General features: G+C 61.2%; 17 protein-coding genes. 8 read left to right on the forward strand and 9 right to left on the reverse strand.

Features of this window, described 5'->3' with window-relative positions; all coding sequences use genetic code 11:
- Nucleotides 1-29: 29 nt before the first annotated feature.
- Nucleotides 30-536: an HvfX family Cu-binding RiPP maturation protein gene (locus AC1RS8_RS13495; RefSeq protein WP_090454938.1), complete on the reverse strand. Its 507-nt coding sequence runs from the start codon at nt 534-536 to the stop codon at nt 30-32.
- Nucleotides 537-821: 285 nt separating this feature from the next.
- Between AC1RS8_RS13495 and AC1RS8_RS13500 the strand changes: the two genes are divergently transcribed.
- A complete protein-coding gene (locus AC1RS8_RS13500; RefSeq protein WP_489340460.1) occupies nt 822-2324 on the forward strand; it encodes an aldehyde dehydrogenase family protein in 1503 nt (500 codons plus the stop codon).
- A gap of 125 nt (nt 2325-2449) precedes the next feature.
- Here the strand turns inward: AC1RS8_RS13500 and AC1RS8_RS13505 are convergent, their stop codons facing one another.
- The 3 genes from AC1RS8_RS13505 to AC1RS8_RS13515 form a co-directional block, all read right to left on the reverse strand.
- Complete coding sequence (locus tag AC1RS8_RS13505) at nt 2450-2779, reverse strand: hypothetical protein (protein ID WP_032829393.1); 330 nt, start codon at nt 2777-2779, stop codon at nt 2450-2452.
- 523 nt (nt 2780-3302) lie between these two features.
- The gene (locus AC1RS8_RS13510) at nt 3303-3806 is read right to left on the reverse strand and encodes a GNAT family N-acetyltransferase (RefSeq protein ID WP_489340461.1); all 504 of its coding nucleotides are present in this window, start codon (nt 3804-3806) and stop codon (nt 3303-3305) included.
- Between the two features lie 72 nt (nt 3807-3878).
- Nucleotides 3879-5825 (reverse strand): DNA topoisomerase III, encoded by a 1947-nt coding sequence (locus tag AC1RS8_RS13515; protein WP_057716625.1) that lies wholly within the window; start codon nt 5823-5825, stop codon nt 3879-3881.
- Between the two features lie 255 nt (nt 5826-6080).
- Between AC1RS8_RS13515 and AC1RS8_RS13520 the strand changes: the two genes are divergently transcribed.
- The 4 genes from AC1RS8_RS13520 to AC1RS8_RS13535 all read left to right on the forward strand — a co-directional run bounded on the left by AC1RS8_RS13520 (nt 6081) and on the right by AC1RS8_RS13535 (nt 10681).
- Nucleotides 6081-6449 (forward strand): DUF427 domain-containing protein, encoded by a 369-nt coding sequence (locus tag AC1RS8_RS13520; RefSeq protein WP_090454941.1) that lies wholly within the window; start codon nt 6081-6083, stop codon nt 6447-6449.
- 177 nt (nt 6450-6626) lie between these two features.
- Complete coding sequence (locus AC1RS8_RS13525; protein ID WP_057715235.1) at nt 6627-7148, forward strand: sigma-70 family RNA polymerase sigma factor; 522 nt, start codon at nt 6627-6629, stop codon at nt 7146-7148.
- A complete protein-coding gene (locus AC1RS8_RS13530) occupies nt 7145-8095 on the forward strand; it encodes a FecR domain-containing protein (protein WP_489340462.1) in 951 nt (316 codons plus the stop codon). The genes AC1RS8_RS13525 and AC1RS8_RS13530 overlap by 4 nt, the downstream gene beginning before the upstream one ends.
- 105 nt (nt 8096-8200) lie before the next feature.
- On the forward strand, nt 8201-10681 hold the full coding sequence (locus tag AC1RS8_RS13535) for a TonB-dependent siderophore receptor (RefSeq protein ID WP_489340463.1): 2481 nt from the start codon (nt 8201-8203) through the stop codon (nt 10679-10681).
- 127 nt (nt 10682-10808) lie between these two features.
- Here the strand turns inward: AC1RS8_RS13535 and AC1RS8_RS13540 are convergent, their stop codons facing one another.
- Both AC1RS8_RS13540 and AC1RS8_RS13545 read right to left on the reverse strand, forming a co-directional pair.
- On the reverse strand, nt 10809-12431 hold the full coding sequence (locus AC1RS8_RS13540) for an MFS transporter (RefSeq protein ID WP_057715232.1): 1623 nt from the start codon (nt 12429-12431) through the stop codon (nt 10809-10811).
- Nucleotides 12432-12648: 217 nt separating this feature from the next.
- On the reverse strand, nt 12649-14295 hold the full coding sequence (locus AC1RS8_RS13545; RefSeq protein ID WP_489340465.1) for a GMC family oxidoreductase: 1647 nt from the start codon (nt 14293-14295) through the stop codon (nt 12649-12651).
- Nucleotides 14296-14427: 132 nt separating this feature from the next.
- Between AC1RS8_RS13545 and AC1RS8_RS13550 the strand changes: the two genes are divergently transcribed.
- A complete protein-coding gene (locus tag AC1RS8_RS13550; RefSeq protein WP_407515932.1) occupies nt 14428-15330 on the forward strand; it encodes a LysR family transcriptional regulator in 903 nt (300 codons plus the stop codon).
- A 132-nt stretch (nt 15331-15462) separates the two neighbouring features.
- Here AC1RS8_RS13550 and AC1RS8_RS13555 read toward each other — a convergent pair whose 3' ends face one another.
- The 3 genes from AC1RS8_RS13555 to AC1RS8_RS13565 all read right to left on the reverse strand — a co-directional run bounded on the left by AC1RS8_RS13555 (nt 15463) and on the right by AC1RS8_RS13565 (nt 19272).
- The gene (locus AC1RS8_RS13555) at nt 15463-16560 is read right to left on the reverse strand and encodes a DNA alkylation repair protein (RefSeq protein ID WP_489340466.1); all 1098 of its coding nucleotides are present in this window, start codon (nt 16558-16560) and stop codon (nt 15463-15465) included.
- Nucleotides 16561-16735: 175 nt separating this feature from the next.
- Nucleotides 16736-18544: a monovalent cation:proton antiporter-2 (CPA2) family protein gene (locus AC1RS8_RS13560; protein WP_493162838.1), complete on the reverse strand. Its 1809-nt coding sequence runs from the start codon at nt 18542-18544 to the stop codon at nt 16736-16738.
- A gap of 170 nt (nt 18545-18714) precedes the next feature.
- Entirely contained in the window at nt 18715-19272 is a 558-nt protein-coding gene (locus tag AC1RS8_RS13565) for a LuxR C-terminal-related transcriptional regulator (protein WP_493162840.1), read from the reverse strand.
- Nucleotides 19273-19584: 312 nt separating this feature from the next.
- On the opposite strand from AC1RS8_RS13565, the gene AC1RS8_RS13570 reads away from it, so the two are divergent.
- Together AC1RS8_RS13570 and AC1RS8_RS13575 are read left to right on the forward strand one after the other, a co-directional pair.
- Entirely contained in the window at nt 19585-19872 is a 288-nt protein-coding gene (locus AC1RS8_RS13570) for a PilZ domain-containing protein (RefSeq protein ID WP_057715226.1), read from the forward strand.
- Between the two features lie 89 nt (nt 19873-19961).
- A partial coding sequence (locus AC1RS8_RS13575; RefSeq protein ID WP_493162842.1) for a beta strand repeat-containing protein occupies nt 19962-24950 on the forward strand: 4989 nt, incomplete at its 3' end.

Raw genomic sequence — 24950 nt, forward strand, 5'->3', positions numbered from 1 at the left:
TTTTGTTTGTCGGCGTTGCAGCTGTCGTTTCAGCGTCGCCAGAAGCAACGCGCCAGCAGCGCATCGATGCCGAGCTTACCGCCACCCGACAGCAACAGCGGCGTGAGGGCCACAAGATAGATCAAAGGCAGCTTGAAGTTGCCGTAACCCTTGTTGCTGATGGCATAGCCTTGGGCGAGTTCACTGAGACTGTGCCAGTCGGCGGGCCAATGGACAGCGGCGGTTGCGACGAGGGTCACCACCATCAGGCTCAGCGCCGAAAAACGTGTGCCCAGGCCCACCAGCAAGGTCAGGGCGAAGATCAGTTCGGCCCACATCGACAGTTCCCAGTTCAGCGTCGCTGGAAGGTGGTCGAACGGAAACGGGAAGCGCTCCTGGATATCGGCGAACCAGTTCTGGCCGTTGAATTTTTCCAGGCCGGACTCGAAGAATTCCCAGGCGAGGAACACCCGCAGCGCCAGGGGGGCAACCCAGTCGCCGGCGCGGTCGAGGTTAAGGTGCAGGCCTTTGACAGCCGAAGAAACGGAGGTGTTCATGGGCGTAGTTCTCTTTCAGGTCAGGGCGGCGGGGCAACGGCATACCCCCGAGAGTTGAGCGCTTTGATCGGCTTGGCCAATCGACAGGCGTATTTCATCAAAGGGGTGTATCTGCGGTGTGTCGTTGTGGCGGGGTTTTGAGTGCGGGGTGTGTCTGGGGTGGGGCTGTATACACTGAGATACGTAAACGGCCATCGCTTACCCCCTGTGGGAGCGAGCAGGCTCGCTCCCACAGGGAAATTGCTATACATTTTCTGGCCGCCCCCTGCATGGTGAAACCGCTTCATGTCTCTTGCGCTCGAACGTCTAGTCGCTGGCACGCCAATCCCTTTCGCCGGTAATCGTGTCACTGTCGTCAGCCCCGAACTGGCGCAACGCTTCCAGCCCGGTGACCACCTGCTGGTGGAGCAGGTCAGCGGCGAGTTGCTGCTGATTCCCGTGGCGGACCAGCAAGCGGCCAACGTCGCGATCGAGCGCGCCCAGGCGGCATTCACCGCGCTGTCGGCAGTGTCCGATCAAGCCATCAGCGCCTTCTTCGACCTGTTTGCCCAACGCCTGGAAACCGCGCAATGCTGGGCCTTGATCGAAGCCGCCAACCTGGCCGACATCGAGCGGGCCAAGGCGCGCGGTCGTTCGACCACCCGGTTGCTGGCCGATGAGCGCATGCGTCGCGACATGATCGCCGGCCTGCGCGCCTGGCGCGATGCACCGGCCAGCCGTGGCAAGGTGATCAGTTGCGTCGAGCACGATGGCTGGAAAGTCGAGCAAGTGGTCTCGCCGCTGGGCATCGTCGCGTTCGTCTTCGAAGGCCGGCCGAATGTGTTTGCCGACGCGGCCGGTGTGTTGCGCACCGGCAACACCGCCGTGCTGCGCATCGGCAGTGATGCGTTGGGCACCGCCCAGGCGATCGTCACCCATGCACTGAACCCTGCGCTGAGCGACGCCGGTTTGCCGGCCGGTGCCGTGTCGCTGGTAGAAAGTGTCAACCACGCCGCCGGTTGGGCGATGTTCGCTGACCGACGCCTGTCATTGGCAGTGGCCCGTGGTTCGGGTCGCGCCGTCAGCCAGTTGGGGAGCATCGCGCAGCAGGCTGGCACGGCGGTCAGCCTGCACGGCACCGGTGGCGCCTGGTTGATCGCCAACACCGATGCCGACGCCCCGCGCTTTGCCGCCGTGGTGCGCAACTCCCTGGACCGCAAGGTCTGCAACACCCTGAACGTCTGCCTGATTCACCGCGACCGCGCCGCTGAACTGGTGCCGCTGTTCCTCGACGCACTCAAGCAGGCCGGCACCGCACGGGGCCAGGGCTGCAAGCTGCATATCGTTGAAGGCAGCGAGTCGCACCTGCCGCAAGACTGGCTGGCTGCAACGGTCCAGGTATACCGTGCCGAAGGCTATCAGAGCGAGGCGCAGGCCGAGCCGTTGCCGGAAGATCAATTGGGCCGTGAATGGGAGTGGGAAGAAACCCCGGAAATCAGCTTGAAGATCGTCGACAACCTGGACGATGCCATTACCTTGTTTAATCGCTACAGCCCGCAATTCACCGTGTCATTGATCAGTGAAAGTGCCGAGGCTCAGGAGCGTTTCTACAACGCGGTCAACGCGCCTTTTGTCGGCAACGGCATCACCCGCTGGGTCGACGGCCAGTACGCGTTGAACAAGCCGGAACTGGGGCTTTCGAACTGGGAGAGCGGGCGCCTGTTTGCTCGCAGTGCGATTCTCTCGGGTGATGGAGTGTTTACCATTCGTAGTCGCATGACCCAAATCGATCTGGGCGTCAAACGCTGAGATGGCGGAACTTGTTACCGCTGCAAGCCCGCTCCCACAGTTGATGTTTATTCCAACATAAAAAAGCCTGCTCCTTATCGGGAGCAGGCCTTGTTTATCAATAAGTCAGTTATGACTCATCTTAATCAGTAGAACCGGTCAATCACCCGAACTTCGTTCTGGTTCTGCATCGAGGCCCAGGCCTGTTTCAGGGTTTGCAGAACATTACCGATGAAGTCCTTGTCGGCAGCGGCCTTCTTGCCGACATAGCCCTGGCCGCGACGGTACATCTTCAGTCGGGCGAGCAGGTTCTGGTTGTTCTGGTCGAACTCTGCTTCATGGGCGTGCGGCGACAGGCAGTCGATATGAACCTGGCCACACTTGCTGATCCAGAGAATATGGTTGTCGTGGCTGTCTTTCTTTGCAGCGAAGATACGAGCCAGTTCATCGATAGTTGGTTGATTGTTCAGATTCATCATAAAGCCCCTTGACCAATTGGTGATCTTTCAAAGTTGATTCGCTAATACAGGTAGCCCATCGGTTAGTTGATCCCTGGCACCGAAACCAGGACGTCAGCGTTCGACCGCCTTATCGGGCGGGGTCCTGCGTCTGTTGCATGTAGTCGTGTTGAATAACTGCTACGCAATAGCGTCACAACGAAGAGAAGCGGCGAAAACCTTAAGGCCACTGCCGACATTTTCAGGGTCGGCCACAAGCTTCATGAGGATTGCTCGCCAAGACTTCTCGCCCTTGTACTGGACGTTCAGGCCAGGTCAGCTTCTTCAATCTGCCTTGTGGGCAGCGTGTATCCGGGAAAAACAGCTCGGCGGTCAGACGAGCTTGCTCAAACGTGTTGCCTGTACTCCCGATCGGGGAGACGTCTGCATCATGCAAGGGCAAATCGGAGGCGTCAACGGTTTTGTAGTGAATATTTTTAGTCACTACATATTGTCGGACAAAGCTGTTGGGAATTAGCGGGTGGAGTCGAAGGTGTGTCGGTCAGGACGACAAAGGCGGACACTCAAAGCGGTAAAAAGTGCTGGGATAGCGGTCAACCACCTGCTGGTGCAAGGTGAGCCCGGTAACGTTGAGCCCCGGCATCACGGCGGCCCAGAACAGGCGCGCCGGTTGATTCGCCTCGATGTGGAAAATCTGCCATTGACCGGGGAATTGACTCAAGAGGGTGGAAACGACAAATCGCGCGACACCCTGGCCACGGAAACGTCGACCGACAAACAGATAGCCGATGTTGTAGTCGGCGCCGGGTAGATGGACTTGGTTATCCACGGTCACGAAGCCGGCCAATTCACCGTCGACCTTGATCAGGAATGGTCGGGTAGCCGGGTTTCGCCAGTAGTCGGGCATGGGCAGGATGTTGAAGAAACCGTATTCGCCGAGTTTCAGCGGTAACCATTCGCTGAAGTCGTAGGTATAGAACTGCATCAGGTTCTCGATGGTTTCCAGTTCATCGCGTTGGGCGGCGTGCAGTTCTATCGAAGGCATACGGGTTGGCTCCAGTTACGTCGGGGCAGATACACCCTTCATTATGGTTGGCCACAAGATTCGGTGTCGGGTTCAGGTTTTGCTTGCCGGCTTTGCCCCGCGCCTGGTACCACTCGATGGTTTGCGCGGGGCGCTCTTGCGCTTTTTCTTCCATGGAGTTGCGGCGCGCCCGCCGGGCGGTGGACCGCTGATGGTCAGGCTCAGGCCGGCACAGCGACTGACCTGCTTGCTCATCCACGCCGCCTGTTTGGTGACGAACTCCTCCAGGCTCATTTCCCCGCTTTGCACCATGTCCAACGCCTGCTCCCAGATCGCCGTGGTGCCCGGATCGGCGATGGCCCGGGGTACGGCGTCGATCAGGCTGAACGCGGCCGGCGTGGCGGCCAGGGCCTTGCCGTTCTTGACCAGATAACCACGGTCGAGCAGGCCCTGAATGATCGACGCACGCGTCGCTTCGGTGCCGATGCCGGTGGTGTCCTTGAGCTTTTGCTTGAGCAGCGGGTCTTGCACCAGTTTGGCGACATTCTTCATGGCCTTGATCAGGTCGCCTTCCGTAAACGGCTTTGGCGGTTGCGTCCAGAGGTCCTTGAATTGCACGCCGGCCACTGCGCAGTCGATGCCTTCGGCCAGGTTGGGCAGAGTCTGCGGTGCCGGGGCTTCGCGCCCCTTGGCCGGAGCCAGTGCTTCGGGCAGGGCGCGTTTCCAGCCCGGCTCGATGATCTGCTTGCCGACAGCGCGCAAGGCCTCGCCGGCGCAGTCGAAATCGGCCTGGGTGCGGTCGTATTCGTGATTGGGCAGGAACTGCGCCAGGTATCGGGCGCGGATCAGGGTGTAGACCGCACGCTGTTTGCCCGCCAGACGTTCGAGGTTCTTCGCCGCAGCCGTGGGGATGATGCCGTGGTGAGCGCTGACCTTGGCATCGTTCCAGGCCCGTGAGCGCCGTTGCGGATCAAGGTGATCGTGCAAGGCGTTCAACGCCGGATCGGCCTGACGCAATGCCGCCAGAATGGCCGTTGCCTCGCTGTGCTGACTCAGGGGCAAGTAGCCGCAATCACTGCGCGGATAGGTAATGACTTTGTGGGTCTCGTACAGCGCCTGGGCAATGTCGAGGGTTTCCTGGGCGCCGAGGCCGAGTTTCTTTGAGCAGACCTCCTGCAGGGTACCCAGGTCGAACGGCAGCGGGGCCACTTCGCGCATCCGTTCGGTGCGCAGTTTGATCACCCGCGCACTGGCCGCGCCGCTCATGGCGGCCGCAGCTTGTTGCGCCAATGCCTGATTCAGACAGCGGTCCTGGTCGTCGCAAAGCTCGGATGCCGCGCGCCATTGCGCCGTGAACGCGGTGCCGTTGTGCAGCAGTTGCACGTCGATGGCCCAATAGGGGACGGGCACAAAGTCGGCGATGCTGCGATCGCGATCCACCACCAGGCGCAAGGTCGGCGTTTGCACCCGGCCGACCGGCAACACACCTTGATAGCCAGACTGGCGCCCCAGCAGGGTGAACAGCCGACTCATGTTCATGCCGATCAGCCAGTCGGCCCGGGAACGCCCCAGGGCCGAGTGATAGAGGCTGAAGGTCTCGTTCCCCGGTTTGAGGGCCGCGAGGGCCTTGCGGATGGACGCATCGTCCAGCGCCGACAACCAGAGCCGGCGGATCGGCCCGCGATAGCGGCAATGCTCCACCAGTTCCCGGGCGATCATCTCGCCCTCGCGGTCGGCGTCCGTGGCAATGATCAGTTCGGACGCTTCACCGAGCAGGCGCTTGACCGCCTTGTACTGGCTGGCGGTGCGCGGCTTGACGGTCATTTTCCATTTTTCGGGAATGATCGGCAGGTCGGCCAGCACCCAGCGCTTGTAGCGCGCGTCGTAGGCATCCGGCGGTGCGGTTTCCAGCAAGTGGCCGATGCACCAGGTCACCGTGACGTCCGTTCCCAGCCAACAGCCATCGCCCCGGCGCCGGGCGCCGAGCACTGCTGCAATGTCTTTGGCCTGGGAAGGTTTTTCACAGAGGTACAGCCGCATAACCACCATCGTCGATCAATGTGCCAGAGATGCACAGAATGGCGCTTGATGAACGATGGAGCAATCTTTATCTGTATGGATGTACAGGTTTGTGTGTCGCTCCCGTTCGGCTGCGAAGCAGTCGCGAGGGTAAAACTTGGGTTATACCTGATAAATCGTGGTTTCAGGTTTTGGGGCTGCTGCGCAGCCCATCGCGGGCAAGCCACGCTGCCACATCGATTTGCAGGTCCATTACCGTCATGAGGAACGTTTTCCATGAAAAGCTCCGGTCCTAGCCCTGTCATCACCATCGCCGAGCAGCCTGGCTGTCTGTTGGTAAAGTTTCACGGCATTCAAGTGGCCGCCTCGGCGCGGGCCCTGGTGTTGCTGGAGGCCAACTACCCGCCGGTGTACTACGTGCCGCGAGAGGACATCGACGAGAAGTATTTCGCCCGCACCGACCACACCAGTTATTGCCCCTACAAGGGCGATGCCAGCTATTTCAGCCTGCAGGTGCCGGGGCATGAAAGCGCCAACGCGGTGTGGAGTTACGAAAACCCCAAGATATCTGTCGAACAGATTCGAGAGTACGTGGCGTTCTACCCGGATCAAGTGAAGTTCGAGCTGCTTGATGCCGAGGTTTGATTGTCGTTTTCAAGCGATAAGACAGTCACGATTCAACGGTTATCCCCCTGATCGGCAAATTCCGGAATGTCCTTCTACTCACTTGGACATTCTGGATTGCCCCCCATGGCTATTGCCAATCAGCTGTTACAAATATGACAATGCGAGTCATTATCACTCGCGAATTATTCCACTCTCATGTCCGCCAATGATTTATCCCTGCGCAGCGCCGTCAACGACCTGTATTGCGACCATCACGGTTGGCTCCATGGCTGGCTGCGCAAGCGTCTGGGGAACGCGTTCGATGCCGCGGACCTGGCGCAGGACACCTTTGTCCGGGTGATCAAGGCACGCAGCGCACTGGAGATCCGCGAGCCGCGGCCTTATCTGTCGATGATCGCCAAGGGGTTGTTGATTGATCTGTTTCGCCGCCGCTCGCTGGAGCAATCCTATCTTGAAGCGTTGGCCGCCACTCCCGAACGGCAACAGCCATCGCTGGAGGAACAGGCGATTTTGCTGCAAGCACTGATGGAGATTGATCGGTTGCTGCAAGGACTGGGGCCGAAGATCAAGCAGAGTTTCATCCTCTCGCAGTTCGATGGCCTGACCTACCCACAGATCGCCGAGCGCCTGGGCGTCAGCGTGCGTACGGTAAACAACCACATGGCCAAGGCCATGGAGCATTGCTGTCTGATGCAAATCCAGTTGCAGCTCGCATGAGCCTGTCGCCCGCCGAACTGCAAGCGATCAGCAGCGCCGCGCAGTGGTACGCGCGGCTTCACTCCGGTGTTGCAACGGATGCCGATCAGGTGGCCTGGCGCGCCTGGCTGACGGCTGATCCTGGGCATCACCAGGCCTGGCAGCGCATGACCGAGGTCGGTGAGCAGATGGCTCGGGTTCCGGGTGCACTGGCTGCGCCGGCCTTGCGCGGAGCCGATCGGTCCCGTCGCCAGGTGCTGCGCAGTGTGCTGGTGCTGGCGTCGGCGGGCTCCCTCGGGTGGTTGGGCTGGCGCAGTGAGGTAACCCGGGACCTGTTCGCCGACTACCGCACAGCTGTCGGCGAGCGCCGGGAATTTCGCCTGGCCGATGGCAGCTCGCTGCTGCTCAACACCCAGACGTCGGTCAACCTGCGTTTCGATGGCCGGCAGCGGGTGCTGGAGTTGCTGGCGGGGGAAATTCTCGTTTCGACCGCCGTCGACCCGGCGCAGCGGCCGTTCAAGGTTGTCACTCGAGATGGCGAGGTCCGGGCGTTGGGCACGCGGTTTATCGTCCGCTCCCAGGCACGCGGCAGCGAAGTGGCGGTGCTGGAAAAGGCCGTAGAGGTGAGCGTGTCACCATCGAAGGCACGGCTGGAGGCTGGTCAACGCATGGCCTTCGGTCCTGCCGGGTTGGGTGCAATGCAATCGAGCGATGCCTCGGTCGGGGCGTGGCGCCAGGGCAGCATTATCGCGATCAATCGCCCCTTGGTCGAGTTGCTGGCCGATCTTTCGCGCTATCGCAGGGGTGTTCTGCGCTGCGATTCGAGCATCGCCGACCTGAAGGTTTCCGGTTCTTTTCCGATTGACGACACAGACGTGGCGCTGGCAGCGCTGGAGAGTGGTTTGTCGTTGCGTGTCACCCGCTACAGCCGCTATTGGGTCAATGTTTCCGGTGGTGCTACGGGCTAATCCGCGACGCCGATAAAAATAATTTCTGCACCATTGCACTATTCATGCGCATCGTTCGGCTCATCCCCCAATGAGTTTTTATTGATCGTTTGGGGGAGGGTAAGCATGTTTCGGGTGTACCAGTCTGGTCGTCTGGCGACCGCGGTGAAGTTTGGATTATTGGCGGCTACGACAACCGGTTCATGGTCTGCTGCAACATACGCCGCGCCGGTGCCGGCGCAACAACAGCGTTCGGTTCAATCCTTCGATATCGCCGGCGGCAGCCTGACTGAAGTCCTCAGTCGTTTTGCCAGCGCGGCAGGCGCGGCCATTTCGTTCGATGCGCGGCAAACCGACGGTTTCAGTTCCCCCGGGCTGAAAGGCTCTTTCGGTGTCAGTGAAGGCTTTGCACGCATACTCGGTGGCAGCGGCCTGCAAGCCGAGCCCCAGGGCAACGGTACTTACATCCTGCGGGCAGCGCCTGTGTCCGGTTCGGCGCTGGAACTGGGCGCCACCAACATCAATGGACAGGAACTGGGCGCGACGACCGAGAACAGCGGGTCGTACACCACCGGGGCGATCACTATCGGCAAAGGCGAACACTCCCTGCGGGAAACACCGCAATCGGTGACGGTGATGACCCGCAAGATGCTCGATGACCAGAACCTCAACACCATCGATCAAGTGATGGAGAAGACCCCGGGCATCACCGTCTACGACTCGACCATGGGCGGCAAATACTTTTACTCGCGCGGTTTCCGCATGTCCGGCCAGTACCAGTACGACGGCGTGCCACTGGACATGGGCAACCTCTACGTTCAGGCCGACAGTTTCAGCGGGGACATGGCGTATTACGACCGGGTAGAAATCCTGCGCGGTGCCGCCGGCATGATGAAAGGCGCGGGCGGCACGGCGGGCGGTGTGAACTTCGTGCGCAAACGCGGGCAAGCGACGCCTCACACCGAGATCACCTTGTCGGGCGGCAGTTACGACAACTATCGCGCACAGGTCGACACCGGCGGCCCACTGAACGATTCGGGCACCCTGCGCGGCCGCGCCGTGATTGCGGAGCAGAGCCGGCATTACTTTATCGACGATGCCAGTCGCAAGGACCAGGTGTATTACGGCGCGCTCGATGTCGACTTGAGCCCGGACACCACGCTCGGGGTGGGCCTGGCCTATGAAGATGTCGACGCCAACCCGTGCTGGGGCGGGTTGCCGCGCTACAAGGATGGCAGCGACCTCAAGCTCAGTCGTTCAACCTGCCTCGATCCGTCGTGGAACACCTGGCGCAGTAAACGCACCACGGTCTTCAGCGATCTCAAACACCAGATCAACGAAGACTGGGCATTGAAAGTCGCCAGCGTTTACACAAAAAACACCCAGGACATCAAATACGCGTTCGCCTCCGGGGCGGTAACGCCTGGCGTGGATACCACCGGTGTGCTGGGCAGCATGTACGACTACGATCAAGTCGACTACGGCCTCGACGCCTACGTGGATGGCAAGTTCGATGGGTTCGGCCTGCAACACGAACTGGTGGTGGGTTTCAATGCCAGTCGTTCGAACAAGGACGACTTCTACTCGGTGGCGTTTCTGCCGCAACGGCAAAATGTGTTCAATCCCGACAAACATATTCCGGAGCCGGACGACAGTTTCTTCATCGACAACTCGTCTCGTGGCGGTCCGGTCGATAGCGTGACCAAACAGAAGGGGGCTTACTCGACCTTGCGCCTGAAACTGGCGGAACCGTTGACCTTCGTCGTTGGCAGCCGCGTGAGCTGGTACAGCTCCAATACCGATTCGGTGTTCATCAGGTCGGGTACGTCCGAACACGCCAGCACCAAGGAAACGGGGCAGGTCACACCTTTTGCCGGGCTGTTGCTTGACCTCAATGAAAACCTCACGGCCTATACCAGCTATGCGGAAATCTTCACGCCCCAGGGTAACTTGCGGGCCGAAGACGGCTCGACCCTCAAGCCTCTGGTGGGCCAGAGCTATGAACTGGGGATCAAGGGGGCGTGGTTCGACGGTCGCTTGAACAGCTCTTTCAATCTGTTTCGCACGATCCAGAAAGACCAGGCGCAAACCGACTACAACTCGTCTTGCCCATCCTCTGACGGCTATTGCTACGTCAATGCCGGCAAGGTCAGGGCCCAGGGCTTCGAGGCGGAAATCAGCGGTGAAGTCATTGAGCGATTGCAATTGCTGGCGGGTTACACCTACACCCAGACCAAGACCCTGGATGACATCGACACGAGTCTGAACGGCGCTGCGTTCAACAGCTATGTGCCTCGGCATGTATTGCGCATGTGGGGCGACTACACCCTGAGCGGGTCTCTTGAAAGGTTCAGCATTGGTGCCGGCGTCAACGCGCAGAGCGATAACTTTCGGGTTTCACCCAACAGTGCAAAAAAGATCAGCCAGTCGGGTTATGCCGTCTGGAACGGTCGCATAGGCTATCGCATCGACGACACCTGGTCTGTTGCGCTCAACGGCAACAACCTGTTCGACAAGCGTTACTACGCCACCATTGGTACCGAGACGTTTGGTAATTACTACGGTGATCCACGCAACTTCATGGTATCGGTCAAGGCCCGTTTCTGACGCTGCAAAACCCCTGCAGGAGCGAGCCTGCCCGCGATGGTCGTTAACGAAAACGCGTGTTTAGTGGTTAAACGCGGCGCTTTCGAGTCCATCGCGAGCAGGCTCGCTCCTACAATGACAGGTCAGGTCAGTTTTTATCGAGATCGACGTTGCGCGTCTCACGCAGGCAAATCATCCCCACCACCAGGCTCACCCCGGTGATCACCACCGGATACCACAGCCCGTAGAAGATGTCCCCGGTGTACACCACCAACGCGAACGACACGGTCGGCAGGAAGCCGCCGAACCAGCCGTTGCCGATGTGGTAGGGCAGGGACATCGAGGTGTAGCGGATGCGGGTCGGGAACAGTTCGACCATCAACGCCGCCAGCGGGCCGTAGCACATCGCGGAGATGATGATCAGCGCGACGATCAGCGCCACGATCATCGGCTTGTTGATCTGCTGCATGTCCGCCTGTTGCGGGTAACCGGCGAGGGTCACGGCACCGCGCAGGGCGGCTTCGTCGAACCCGTCGATCTTCACGTCACCGACGCTCACCTGCACGTCACTGCCGGCCGGTGCGACAGCACTCTGGTACGGCAGGCCCTGCTTGACCAGGAAGGTCTTGACCTTGTCGCACGGGCTGTCGAATTTTGCCTTGCCCACCGGGTCGAACTGGAAGGTGCAGGTGGCCGGGTCGGCCATCACGGTGATCGGTGCCTGGCGGCTGGCCTGGTCGATGGCCGGGTTGGCGTAGTGGGCCAGGGTCTTGAAGATCGGGAAGTACAGGGCGGTGGCCAGCAGCAGGCCGATCATCAGCACCGGTTTACGCCCAACCTTGTCCGACAGCCAGCCAAAGAAAATGAAGAAAGGGGCGCCAATGGTCACGCTGACGATCAGCAGACCGTTGGCCACGGCCGGGTCCATTTTCAGGAACTGGGTGAGGAAGAACAGCACATAGAATTGCGCGGCGTAGAAGGTCACCGCTTGCCCGGCATTGATGCTGAACAGGGCGATCAACACCACCTTGAGGTTTTCCCACTTGCCGAAGGAGTCGCGAATCGGCTGTTTGCACAACTTGCCTTCTTCTTTCATTTTCACGAAGGCCGGCGATTCATGCAGGCTCAGGCGAATCCAGGTCGAGATGCCCAGCAGCACGATGGAAAACAGGAACGGAATGCGCCAGCCCCAGACTTCGAACTGATCGCCGGTGAAGTAACGGCAGCCCAGCACCACCAGCAGCGACAGCAGCAGGCCCAGGGTCGCGGTGGATTGAATCCAGCTGGTGTGGAAGCCGCGCTTGCCGATGGGCGCGTGCTCGGCGACGTAGGTCGCGGCGCCGCCGTATTCACCGCCCAAGGCCAGGCCCTGGAGCATGCGCAGCACCACCAGGATGATCGGCGCGGCGATGCCGATGCTGGCGTAGGTCGGCAGCAGCCCGACGCAGAACGTCGCCAGGCCCATGAGGACGATGGTGGCGAGGAAGGTGTACTTGCGCCCGATCATGTCCCCCAACCGACCGAACACCAGCGCGCCGAACGGCCGCACGATGAAGCCGGCGGCGAAGGCCATCAGCGCAAAGATAAACGCCGTGGTGTCGTTGACTCCGGCGAAAAACTGCTTGCTGATCACCGCCGCGAGGGCGCCATAGAGGAAAAAGTCGTACCACTCGAAGACTGTCCCGAGGGACGAGGCAAAGATGACTTTCTGGGTTTCCTGACTGGTGCCCGCGCTACGCACGGCTTCCAGGGTTTGAACGTTCTCTGACATACCGGTATCCCTCACAGTGATTGTTTTTGTTGTTCCACTGCCGGCACCGGCCTTGTGGGCTGGTGCCGCTACTGCGATGTATCGGGTGTATCCGTTACTTGTAGGAGCGCGCCTGCTCGAGATGGTCGTCAACGATAACGCTGCAAACCTGACACCCACGTGCGCTCTCAGGTTCTTCGCGAGCGAGCTCGCTCCTACAGGGGGGGCGCGTAAGGATTCAGGGGTGTGCGATCAGTTCCATTGTCGGTGTGATGCTCCTTGTGGCGGGGTTGAGGATCAATTGTGCAGCCTTCTCGGCAATCATCAGCGTCGGCGAGCAGGTGTTGCCGGAGGTGATGCGCGGCATGATCGAGGCATCGGCAATGCGCAGGCCGGGAATGCCATGGACCTTGAGTTGCGCATCGACCACGGCGTCGGCGTCATTGCCCATGCGGCAGGTGCCCACCGGATGGAAAATCGTGGTGCCGATCCGCGCGGCGGCTTCGTGCAACTGTTCTTCGCTTTGCAGGCTGTCGCCGGGCAGGTACTCCACCGGATTGAAGGCACGCAGGGCCGGGGCGGCGACGATGCGCCGGGTCAGGCGAATGGCATCGGCGGCGACCCGCAGGTCTTGCGGGTGGCTGAGGTAATTGGGTTGGATCAGCGGAGCTTCTTGCGGATCGGCCGAGCGGATTTCCACCCGGCCACGGCTTTGCGGACGTAGATCGCAGACCGACGCGGTGAACGCCGGGAAGGCATGCAACGGTTCGCCAAAGCGTTCCAGCGACAGCGGCTGCACGTGGTATTCGAGGTTGGCTGAAGTCTGCTCCGGCCCCGAGCGGGCAAAGGCGCCCAACTGGCTCGGCGCCATGGACAGCGGGCCGCTGCGGTCATACAGGTAGCGCAGGCCCATGCCCATCTTGCCCCACAGGCTGCCGGCGATCTGGTTCAGGGTACGGGCATTTTCCAGCTTGTAGATCAGCCGCAGTTGCAGGTGATCTTGCAGGTTGCCACCGACGCCGGGTAACTCATGGGCGACGCCAATGCCCAGCCGCTCAAGCAGTGGACGCGGGCCGATGCCGGAGCGTTGCAGGATGCTGGGCGAACCGATCGAGCCGGCACACAGGACGATCTCCTTGCGCGCCTTGAAGGTTTTTGCCTGGCCTTGCCAGCGGGCGCTGACCGCCGAGGCGCGGCCATTGTCCAGCAGCACGCGGTCGACTTCGACCCCGGTCAGCACGGTGAGATTGGGACGTTGGCCAATGGGATTGAGAAAGGCCTTGGACGCGTTCCAGCGGATGCCGGCCTTCTGATTGACCTGGAAATAACCGCAACCTTCGTTATCGCCCTGGTTGAAGTCATCGATGCTGGCGATGCCGCTTTGCTCGGCGGCACTGCGGAACGCATCGAGAATCGGCCATGACAGGCGCTGACGTTCGACCCGCCATTCGCCCGCGGCGCCGTGAAACTCGGCGGCGCCGGCAAAGTGATTTTCACTCTGCTTGAACAGTGGCAATACGTCTCGCCAGCTCCAGCCAGGATTGCCGTCGGCGGCCCAGCCGTCGTAGTCGCCGGCCTGGCCGCGCATGTAGATCATGCCGTTGATGGAGGAGCAGCCCCCCAGCACCTTGCCGCGCGGGTAGCTCAGGGCGCGACCTTGCAGGCCCGGTTGCGCTTCGGTCTTGAAGCACCAGTCGGTGCGCGGGTTGCCGATACAGAACAGGTAACCCACGGGGATGTGAATCCACGCATAGTTGTCGCGGCCGCCGGCCTCGAGCAGCAACACGCGATGTTGCGCATCGGCCGACAGTCGATTGGCCAGCAGACACCCGGCCGGCCCGGCCCCGACCACGATGTAATCGAATTCATCTAGGGAAGCCTGCATCCCTGACCTCGTGTTGTTGTTCTTGTTGTCTGTCATCCTAGTTGTTAGCTTTCGTCAAAAGAATGTTAGTTTTTGCGCAGCTGCTGTGCGTTTTTAAACAGCATCCCGAACGGCAACGAACAAGGACGATTCATGTTCGACTGGAATGACCTGCGGTTTTTTCTCGAGTTGCAGCGCAGCGGGCGTTTGCTCACGGCTGCCCGTCGCTTGAACACCACCCATGCCACCGTGGCGCGGCACATCGAGGCCATCGAAAAAAGCCTCGGTACGGCGTTGTTCGTCCAGTATGCCCAGGGTTACGAGATGACCCCGGCCGGCGAGGCGTTGCTTAAACACGCCGAGGCGATGGAGAACGTGGCGCTGCTGGCACAGGAGGAAATCACCCAATCCACCGCGCCGCTGGGCAAGATCCGCGTCGGCGTGACGGAGGGGCTGGGCATCATGTTCCTGGCCAGTCGCATGAACGGTTTGTTCGAGCGCTATCCGGGGCTGGAGGTGGAACTGGTGGCGGTGCCGCGTTTTGTCAGCATCCTCAACCGCGAGGCGGAAATCAGCATCCACCTCGAACGCCCGGCCGCCGACATGCTGGTCACCCGCAAACTCACTGACTATCGCCTGGCGTTGTATGCCAGCCAGGACTATCTCGATCGCTCACCGCCGTTGCGCAGTCGGGAGGACCTGGGGCGTCATGCGTGGATTGGCTATGTCGATGATTTGCTGTTCAGCCAGGAACTGATGTTCCTCAACAGCTTCTGCCGCAACCCTCGGGTGGTGTTTCACAGCACCAGCGTGATCGCCCAGCAACAGGCGGCGCGCTCAGGCCTGGGGATCGCCGTGCTGCCGTGCTATATGGCCAGCGCCGACCCGGACCTGGTGCCGCTGCTGCCGGACGAAAGCATCCAGCGCAGCTACTGGATCAGCACCCGCCGGGAGCTGCACAAATCGGTGCGGCTGCGGGTGCTTTGGGATTATGTGGTGGAGTTGTGTGAGCGGGAGCAAGGGTTGTTGCTCGGGCCAACCTCCTACGGTGCCTGAACGGACGCGATCGCGAGCAAGCTCGCTCCCACAGGGTGCTGTGTTGTCACACATTTTGCGAACGAAGCTAAACCAATGTGGGAGCGAGCTTGCTCGCGATGGCGGCAGCACATCCAATATCCATCTTGGGGCTCAAGCAAGAATCTCGAACGCCGTGCTGGCCAGCCGTTCACCATTGACCATGATGTGCACCGCATGGCGCCCCGCATAATGCCGGCGGGTGGTGAGTTCTTTGATCTGCTGACCACGGCTGACGGCTTCGACGGCGTTGCCCGGCAGCGTCAGCGCCTTGAGCTTGAACACCTTCGCCGAGGTGCTGCCGTTAGCCTTGACGTAATCGATGGCGTAGTCGATTACCAGGCGCTGGCTGCTTTGAACGGTGGATTTGACGGCAAACGACAGGGTGATTTTTTCTCCGAGGCCAATCACCGGCGGTTCGACTTTTACATCAACGATCTCGACTTCAGGCTTGCCGCCCGCGCCGATGATCGCCAGTGCCCGCCGGTTGCCCTGTTTGATCAGGCTGCGCAGGGCGTGTTTGGCGATCCATGCGGTGTGCCGGTTGTCCAGCGACCAGCCTTCGATCAGGTCCAGCACCCAGTCGGGATGATCCTTGGTGATGTCGTTGAGGTGGTTGGCCACGGATTTGCGTACGTACAGGCTCGTGTCGGCCTTGAGGTTGTCGAGGATGTTCGCGGCCAGTGTCGGATCGGCCTGGATGGGCTCCAGCCGGAATGACCAGGGCAGGCGTGGCCGGCATCCTTCACTGGCCAGGCGCCGCACATGTTCGTTGTCATCCAGCGACCAGGCATGCATCAGCTTGAGCGAGCGCTCGAGGTCACTGCGCAGAAAGTGACGGATTGCGAACTCCGAAGAGCCAAAAGCGGTGAAGTACTTCAGTGCGTCCATCGACTGATCGAACGCATTGGCTCCGTAGCTGGCGACAAAGTGCGGCAGGCACATGCTGACGAAGCCGCTGTTCAGGCGCGGGGCGAGGGCGCGCAGCACCTGCAGCGACGCTTCATAGTCCAGCGGCAACACCGCGTGCAGGCATTCGCTGACCCGGGCCATGCGTTGCATGACACTGAGGTCTGCCAGCCCGGATCGGGCCAGCTTCAGGAAACGTCTGGCCTCGAATTCCGGATACACCGCCGTTATTTCGGTGGCGATGTGCTGGAGACGCTCGCTGTTGAAGATTTCCTTGAGGGCGGGGGCAGGTTGGTCAGTCATGGTGGATTCCTTTGAAATGATTGTTTATCCAATGCACCGCGTTATCGTTCTTCGCGAGCAAGCCCGCTCCCACAAGGGGGCTCTGTCAGGCTCAATATTTGTGAACACCCAAGATCCAATGTGGGAGCGGGCTTGCTCCGGGCGGCGTTCCGACGAAGGGGCCCTCAAATCCACCTCAATTCTTGCCTGCTTGCTCTTGCAGGTGATCCGACTCGAATAACCTGGCCAGTTCCGCCCGCGCTTCCTGCGCCGTCTGCATCACTTTCACCGCGTCGTCATACACCGCATGCTGGGCTTCGAGCACCACTTCGTCGTGCTGCTTGAAGCGCTTGATCCGCGCATCCGCCTGAGCCTGGGTCAATCCCAGCCCGATCAGGGTTTGCCGGCTCATTTCCAGGCTCGAATAAAAGGTTTCGCGCACGGCGTGTGCGCCGACGTCCATCAGCCGGTGCACATGCTGACGGTTACGGGCGCGGGCGATGATTTTCATATGCGGATAGAGCTTGCGCACCAGCTCGGCGGTCTTGATGTTGGTGTCCGGGTCGTCGGTGGCGATCACGAAGTACTCGGCTTCCCCGACCTTGGCCGCGTTGAGGATTTCCGGGCGCATCGGGTCGCCGTAGAACACCGGCACGCCACCAAAACTGCGAGACAGTTCGATGGTTTCCACCGAGGTGTCGAGGGCCACGAACTTGATGTTCTGCGCGCGCAGAATCCGCGCAACGATCTGGCCCATGCGCCCCATGCCGGCGATCACCACCCGTGGCGCGTCGGCGTCGATTTCGCGGAACTTCTCCGGCACTTCCACCGGTTGCACTTTCGGGCTGACCAACCGTGCGCAGAGCAGCAGCAACAAGGGTGTCACGGCCATGGACAGGGTGATGGTCAGCACCAGCAAGTCATACAGTTCTGCCGCGAACAGCCCATGATCTCGCCCGATCTTGAACACCACAAAGGCAAATTCACCACCGGCCGCCAGCACGATACCCAAGCGGATCGCGCTGACGTTCTTCAAGCCTCCGGCCAATCGACCGACAATAAACAGCAGCGGCAGTTTGATCGCGATCAGCAACAGGGTCAGGCCCAGCACAGCCATCGGCATGCTCAGCAGCAAACTCAGGTTCGCCCCCATGCCGACACTGATGAAAAACAGCCCGAGTAACAGGCCCTTGAACGGTTCGATCTGGGCTTCCAGTTCATGGCGATACTCGGAGTCCGCCAGCAACAGACCGGCGAGGAAGGCCCCCAGGGCCATGGAAATCCCGACCAGCTCCATCAGCCATGCTGTGCCAATCACCACCAGCAACGCCGTGGCGGTGGAGACCTCTGGCAACGCGGTTTTGGTCACCACGCGAAACACCGGTCGCAGCAGATAGCGCCCGCCGATCACCACGACGGCGATGCTGGCCAGCACTTGCAGGCCGTGGTTCAGGTTTTCGCTGGCGGTGGTGCTGTGATCGCCACCGGCCAGCAACGGCACCATGGCGATCAAGGGGATCGCGGCGATGTCCTGAAACAACAGGATCGCGAACGCCAGCCGCCCGTGGGGGCTGGTCAGTTCCTTGCGTTCAGCCAGGCTTTGCAGGCCGAACGCCGTGGACGACAGCGCCAGGCCCAGACCCAGGACGATCGCGGTGTTCAATGGCTGGCCAAACAGCCACAGCGCCACCACGCCGATCACCGAACCCGTCAGCAGCACTTGGGCCAAGCCCCCGCCGAACACTGATTTGCGCATCACCCACAAGCGTCGCGGTGACAGTTCCAGGCCGATGATGAACAGCAGCAACACCACGCCGAGTTCGGAAATGTTCGCGACGCTTTGCGGGTTGTCGATCAGGCCCAGCACCGACGGGCCGATGATCACCCCGGCAAACAGATAACCCAGAACCGCCCCCAGTTGCAGGCGCTTGGCTAATGGAACGATGAGTACGGCCGCCATCAGAAATACGACAGCGGCTTGTAGCAGGTTGCCTTCATGGGGCATGGGCGAAACTCCAGGACTCGGGACAGCGGGGGGCGTCAAGGATAAAGGCTGGGTTCCGTGAAGATCCACTGCGGCAGTGGTCTGTCACGCAGATTGATGGCGAATCTTGCCGGTCTCGCAGGAGATGGGTGGGGTAGATCGGATTTTCGATCAATCTGGAAGGAATCGGCTCAGTCGCCTGTGGAAAGCCCATGCTTGTGTGCATAGGCGTACAGATCTACGCGATTCGTCAGGCCCAGCTTGCTGTAGATCGATGTCAAATGGTTGCGCAGCGTGTGTTCGCTGATGTGCAGTTTCTCGGCCACCAACTTGCCAGGGGCAGAGGGGTCGCGGGCCAGCGATGCAATGGTTTGCTGCTCGCGGCGCGTTAGCTTGGCGATTTTTTGTTGCTCCGGGTCTATATCGCGCTCGACTTTCTTGCGCGCCAGTTCAAGGAATATACGGCTGGTCGCATTGCGGTCAATCCAGAGCTCGCCGTCATGCACTTTTTCTATAGCTTTGAGCAATGTCGATGCGGATGCCGACTCCCGCTTATCCACCACGCCACGTGCGCCCGCCAGCACCGCACTGTCATGCAGCGTCACGTCGCTCGACCCTGTCACGACCAGAATCCTGGCTTTGGTCTGTCTGTGCAATTCGGCCAGTGACTCGATACAGCCCTCGCTGTCCAGGTCCAGCACCACCACATCCGGCGCGTATTGGTGCAGCGAAAGCAGGTATTGCGCCACCGACGCCACCGAACCCGCCAGCGCCAACCTTGGTTGAGCGCTTTCCACCAGACGCTCAAGGCCCCAGGCCACGAGCGGTAGAGCGACTAACAGGACTTGAATTGGCATTCGGGTCGCTGCCTCTTTAGGCGGGTTGTGTTAGCTGATCATGATAGCAATCGTTGCAGCCTGTAGCTTTTTTCTATAGCGCTTCAGTCCCCCCCTCCCATGACATTTGTCCCATAAAACACTGTTTTTATGGGTGATTGACTCCCAGAAAAAAAGGGATAGCGCACTCATGTAATAAACAGCGGCCGTTTTTAGACTGCAGTCATGAGAGACGCACACCGAATTGAGCCCCGTGAACAAGTCACCCTGTCGCTGCAACTGATCGGCGGGGGCCAGGGTGTCATCCGTGACATCAGCGCCTCCGGTTTGTATTTCGAAACCGATAGCGAGCAGCAGGTGGGTAGCTTGATTGACTTCGAGATCGAACTCGACACGCCCGGCGGCCCCATGAAGTTCAAGGCGCAAGGACAAATCGTGCGCATTGAACCGCTGGGCGGCAGGGCCGGGGTGGGCGTGAAGCTACTGGCCAGCCGGCTGGTACCGGTGGAGTGAAGTGTTCGTGGGTTGAGGAAGAATCGGCTTGCGGCTGTTGGTGGCCCACAGCGGTTTTTTGCTCAGGGTGACATTCTTGGGAGAAAGACATGGCTAGCACTACAACTACAAGCGGCGGAACCGTTACCTCGTTTTCCAACACGCCGCAGGCGAAGGATGATGTCCTTAACACCACTGAAAATCTGCTGGGGGTCATGTATTGGGACGTCATGTCCAATGACCTTGGCGGCAACGCGAAGACACTCTGGTCACTCGACAACGCGGACAGTTTTTCTACTGCCACCAAGGCTTATGCTCCGGCCGACCTCCTGACCCAGGATACGGCGAGGGCTGAGGCGACGAGTTCTGACACCAGTAAGAATGGTGCAAAGATCTGGATCACCTCGGACGGGAAGGTCGGCTACGACGCCGCTACTTTCTCCTCTGCTTTCAAGGCACAACTCCAGGCACTTGCTGTTGGCGAGCTCCTGACGGACAGCTTTACCTATGCGATGCGCCTCGGCAACGGAACGCTCAGTTGGGCCACCGCGACGGTGCAGTTTTCGGGCGTGAATGATGGTGTGACGATCAGCCTCGGCGAGCAGGCCGGCACGGTAACCGAAGACGCCGACACCACTGCGAGCACGACCGACTCGCTGACGGCCAGCGGCACGATTGTCTTTAACGACGTCGACCTCAATGACACGCACATGGCGACGTTCGCGCCGGCGGGGGGCAACGCTACTCATCTTGGTACGTTCATGCTCTCGCCGGTAAGCGAAGCTGCGAACGCGGCCAACGGTTCGGTGCAATGGACGTACAACCTGGACAATGCGGCGGCGCAGTACCTGGCCCAGGGACAGACAGTAACCGAAACTTACCTGGTCACCATCAGCGATGGTCAGGGTTCGTCGGTAACGCAGAATGTGACCATCACTATCACCGGCACCAACGACGCGCCGACGGTGACGGCGGCAGAAATCGAAAGCGGGGCGGTGACCGAAGACGGCACCACGGTGGCCAGCGGCAGCTTCGCCTTTGGCGACGTGGACCTGGCCGATGACGCCCATGTGGCCAGCGTGAGCGCGCCGTCCGGTGCGCTGGGTACGCTGGTGGCCATTGTCAGCGACGAGAGCACGGGCGACGCGGCGGGCAGCGTGGGCTGGACCTATACGCTGAACAACAACGCGGCGCAGTACCTGGCCGAGGGCCAGACCAAGACCGAAGTGTTCACGGTGACGCTGACCGACGACTTCGGGGCGACGGTGACCAAGGATGTGACGATCACCCTGACCGGCACCAACGACCAGCCGACGCTGACCATCGACGACACGACCGGGGCGATGAACGAAGGCAACGGCGCGGCCACGCTGAGCGACAGCGGAGCGCTGAGCTTCGCCGATCTGGACAGCAACGACGTCGTGACTGTCAGCCAGACCGCCAACAACGACCTCGTCTGGAGCGGCGGCACCCTCGGCGCGGCGCAGGCCGCCGCGCTGGTCGCCGGTTTCTCGGTGGATCAGGCCGGCTGGAACTACAGCAGCAGCCAGAACCTGGACTTCCTGAGCGCCGGTGAAACCATCAGCTTCTCCTACACCGTGGTAGCCAGCGACGACAGCGGTACGGACAACGCTGCTTCGGCACCGCAGACGGTGACGATTACCCTGACCGGCACCAACGACGCACCGGTGCTCAGCTTCGCGACCGGCCATGATGCCGGCGCGGTGCAGGAAGACACCACGTTCAGCGTGAGTGGCCAGTTCAGCTCGGCCGACATCGACCACGATGCCACCGCCACCTGGAGTATTGCCGGGTCAAATACCGGCGCCTACGGCTCGATCGCCGTGAACAGCACCGGCCAGTGGACCTACACCCTGGCCAATGGCACCAATGGTGTCGCCAGTGCGGTGCAGTCGCTGAAGGCGGGCGAGAGTCACAACGAAGTGTTCAGCGTGCAAGTCAGCGATGGCCTCGGTGGCGTCGACACCCAGTTGGTGACCATCACCGTCACCGGTAATAACGACGCACCGGTGCTCAGTTTCGCGACGGGCCATGATGCAGGCACGGTGCAGGAAGACAGCACGCTCAGCGTCAGCGGCCAGTTCAGTTCGACCGACATCGACCACGATGCCACGGCGACCTGGAGCATCGATGGCTCGCCAGCCGGCGCCTACGGCTCGATCGCCGTGGACAACAATGGCCAGTGGACCTACACCCTGGCCAATGGCACCAATGGTGTCGCCAGTGCGGTGCAGTCACTGAAGGCGGGCGAGAGTCACAACGAAGTGTTCAGCGTGCAGGTCAGCGACGGCCTCGGCGGCGTGGACACCCAGCTGGTGACCGTCACCGTCACCGGCAGCAACGACGCGCCAGTGCTCAGCTTCGCGACCGGCCATGATGCGGGCGCGGTGCAGGAAGACAGCACGTTCAGCGTCAGCGGCCAGTTCAGCTCGGTCGACATCGACCACGATGCCACCGCCACTTGGAGTATTGCCGGGTCAAACACCGGCACCTTTGGCTCGATCGCCGTGGACAACAGCGGCCAGTGGACCTACACCCTGGCCAACGGCACCAATGGTGTCGCCAGTGCGGTGCAGTCGCTGAAGGCGGGCGAGAGTCACAACGAAGTGTTCAGCGTGCAAGTCAGCGACGGCCTGGGCGGCGTCGACACCCAGCTGGTGACCGTCACCGTCACCGGCAACAACGATGCGCCAGTGCTCAGTTTCGCGACCGGCCATGATGCGGGCGCGGTACAGGAAGACAGCATCCTCAGCGTCAGCGGCCAGTTCAGTTCGGCCGACATCGACCACGATGCCACGGCGACCTGGACCATCAATGGCTCGCCAGCCGGCACTTACGGCTCGATCGCCGTGGACAGCACCGGCCAGTGGACCTACACCCTGGCCAATGGCACTAATGGTGTCGCCAGTGCGGTGCAGTCGCTGAAGGCGGGCGAGAGTCATGATGACGTGTTTACGGTGCAGGTCAGCGATGGCCTCGGTGGCGTCGACACCCAGTTGGTGACCATCACCGTCACCGGCAGCAACGACGCACCGGTGCTCAGCTTCGCGACCGGCCATGATGCGGGCGCAGTGCAGGAAGACACCACCCTCAGCGTCAGCGGCCAGTTTAGCTCGACCGACATCGACCACGATGCCACGAGCAGCTGGAGCATCAATGGCTCGCCAACTGGAACCTATGGCTCGATCGCCGTGGACAGCACCGGTCAGTGGACGTACACCCTGGCCAATGGCACCAATGGTGTCGCCAGTGCGGTGCAGTCACTGAAGGCGGGCGAGAGTCATGATGACGTGTTTACGGTGCAAGTCAGCGATGGCCTCGGTGGCGTCGACACCCAGCTGGTGACTATCACCATCACCGGCAACAACGACGCACCGGTGCTCAGTTTCGCGACCGGCCATGATGCCGGCGCGGTGCAGGAAGACACCACACTCAGCGTCAGTGGCCAGTTCAGCTCGGCCGACATCGATCACGATGCCACCGCCACTTGGAGTATTGCCGGGTCAAATGCCGGCACCTACGGCTCGATCGCCGTGGACAACAGCGGCCAGTGGACCTACACGCTGGCCAATGGCGCCAATGGTGTCGCCAGTGCAGTGCAGTCGCTGAAGGCGGGCGAGAGTCACAACGAAGTGTTCAGCGTGCAGGTCAGCGATGGCCTCGGCGGCGTCGACACCCAGCTGGTGACCGTCACCGTCACCGGCAGCAATGACGCGCCAGTTCTCAGCTTCGCGACCGGCCATGATGCGGGCGCGGTGCAGGAAGACAGCACGCTCAGCGTCAGCGGCCAGTTCAGCTCGGTCGACATCGACCACGATGCCACCGCCACCTGGAGTATTGCCGGGTCAAATACCGGCACCTATGGCTCGATCGCCGTGGACAACAGCGGCCAGTGGACCTACACCCTGGCCAACGGCACCAATGGTGTCGCCAGTGCGGTGCAGTCGCTGAAGGCGGGCGAGAGTCACAACGAAGTGTTCAGCGTGCAGGTTAGCGACGGCCTCGGCGGCGTCGACACCCAGCTGGTGACCGTCACCGTCACTGGCAGCAACGACGCCGCCGTGCTGTCCTCGGCCAGCGTTACGCTAAGCGAAACCAATGCTCCGCTGACCACCGGCGGCAGCCTGACCATTAGCGATATCGACAGCCCGGAAAGCTTCCAGGCGCAAACCAACACCGCCGGCAGCTACGGCCAGTTCTCCATCGGCACCGGCGGTGCCTGGACCTACGTCGCCAGCTCCGCCCACAACGAGTTCGCCGCTGGCACCACCTACACCGACACCTTCGCAGTGAGCAGTGCCGATGGCACCCTCACTTCGGTCACCGTGCATATCCTTGGCACCAACGATGCGGCCGTGCTGTCCGCCGACATCGCCAACCTCACCGAGACCAATGCCGCCGTCGACATTTCCACCGCCGGCACCCTGACCATCAGCGACGTCGACAGCGCCGCAACCTTCGTCGCGCAAACCAACACCGCCGGCAGCTACGGCCAGTTCTCCGTCGGCACCGGCGGCGCCTGGACCTACGTCGCCAGCTCCGCCCACAACGAGTTCGCCGCCGGTACCACCTACACCGACACCTTTGCGGTGAGCAGTGCCGACGGCACCCTCACTTCGGTCACGGTGCATATCCTCGGCACCAACGATGCGGCCGTGCTGTCCGCCGACATCGCCAACCTCACCGAGACCAATGCCGCCACCGACATCTCCACCAGCGGCACCCTGACCATCAGCGACGTCGACAGCGCCGCAACCTTCGTCGCCCAAACCAACACCGCCGGCAGCTACGGCCAGTTCTCCGTCGGCACCGGCGGTGCCTGGACCTACGTCGCCAGCTCCGCCCACAACGAGTTCGCCGCCGGCACCACCTACACCGACACCTTTGCGGTGAGCAGTGCCGACGGCACCCTCACTTCGGTCACCGTGCACATCCTCGGCACCAACGATGCGGCCGTACTGTCCGCCGACATCGCCAACCTGACCGAGACCAATGCCGCCGCCGACATCTCCACCAGCGGCACCCTGACCATCAGCGACGTCGACAGCGCCGCAACCTTCGTCGCCCAAACCAACACC

It is taken from the genome of Pseudomonas sp. GW821-FHT12A04, from assembly GCF_058807755.1.

Excerpts from the sequence above, each read along its gene's own strand:
- AC1RS8_RS13495 (WP_090454938.1), bottom strand. The coding sequence starts at position 536 with ATGAACACCTCCGTTTCTTCGGCTGTCAAAGGCCTGCACCTTAACCTC.
- AC1RS8_RS13500 (WP_489340460.1), top strand. The coding sequence starts at position 822 with ATGTCTCTTGCGCTCGAACGTCTAGTCGCTGGCACGCCAATCCCTTTC.
- AC1RS8_RS13505 (WP_032829393.1), bottom strand. The coding sequence starts at position 2,779 with ATGAATCTGAACAATCAACCAACTATCGATGAACTGGCTCGTATCTTC.
- AC1RS8_RS13510 (WP_489340461.1), bottom strand. The coding sequence starts at position 3,806 with ATGCCTTCGATAGAACTGCACGCCGCCCAACGCGATGAACTGGAAACC.
- AC1RS8_RS13515 (WP_057716625.1), bottom strand. The coding sequence starts at position 5,825 with ATGCGGCTGTACCTCTGTGAAAAACCTTCCCAGGCCAAAGACATTGCA.
- AC1RS8_RS13520 (WP_090454941.1), top strand. The coding sequence starts at position 6,081 with ATGAAAAGCTCCGGTCCTAGCCCTGTCATCACCATCGCCGAGCAGCCT.
- AC1RS8_RS13525 (WP_057715235.1), top strand. The coding sequence starts at position 6,627 with ATGTCCGCCAATGATTTATCCCTGCGCAGCGCCGTCAACGACCTGTAT.
- AC1RS8_RS13530 (WP_489340462.1), top strand. The coding sequence starts at position 7,145 with ATGAGCCTGTCGCCCGCCGAACTGCAAGCGATCAGCAGCGCCGCGCAG.
- AC1RS8_RS13535 (WP_489340463.1), top strand. The coding sequence starts at position 8,201 with ATGTTTCGGGTGTACCAGTCTGGTCGTCTGGCGACCGCGGTGAAGTTT.
- AC1RS8_RS13540 (WP_057715232.1), bottom strand. The coding sequence starts at position 12,431 with ATGTCAGAGAACGTTCAAACCCTGGAAGCCGTGCGTAGCGCGGGCACC.
- AC1RS8_RS13545 (WP_489340465.1), bottom strand. The coding sequence starts at position 14,295 with ATGCAGGCTTCCCTAGATGAATTCGATTACATCGTGGTCGGGGCCGGG.
- AC1RS8_RS13550 (WP_407515932.1), top strand. The coding sequence starts at position 14,428 with ATGTTCGACTGGAATGACCTGCGGTTTTTTCTCGAGTTGCAGCGCAGC.
- AC1RS8_RS13555 (WP_489340466.1), bottom strand. The coding sequence starts at position 16,560 with ATGACTGACCAACCTGCCCCCGCCCTCAAGGAAATCTTCAACAGCGAG.
- AC1RS8_RS13560 (WP_493162838.1), bottom strand. The coding sequence starts at position 18,544 with ATGCCCCATGAAGGCAACCTGCTACAAGCCGCTGTCGTATTTCTGATG.
- AC1RS8_RS13570 (WP_057715226.1), top strand. The coding sequence starts at position 19,585 with ATGAGAGACGCACACCGAATTGAGCCCCGTGAACAAGTCACCCTGTCG.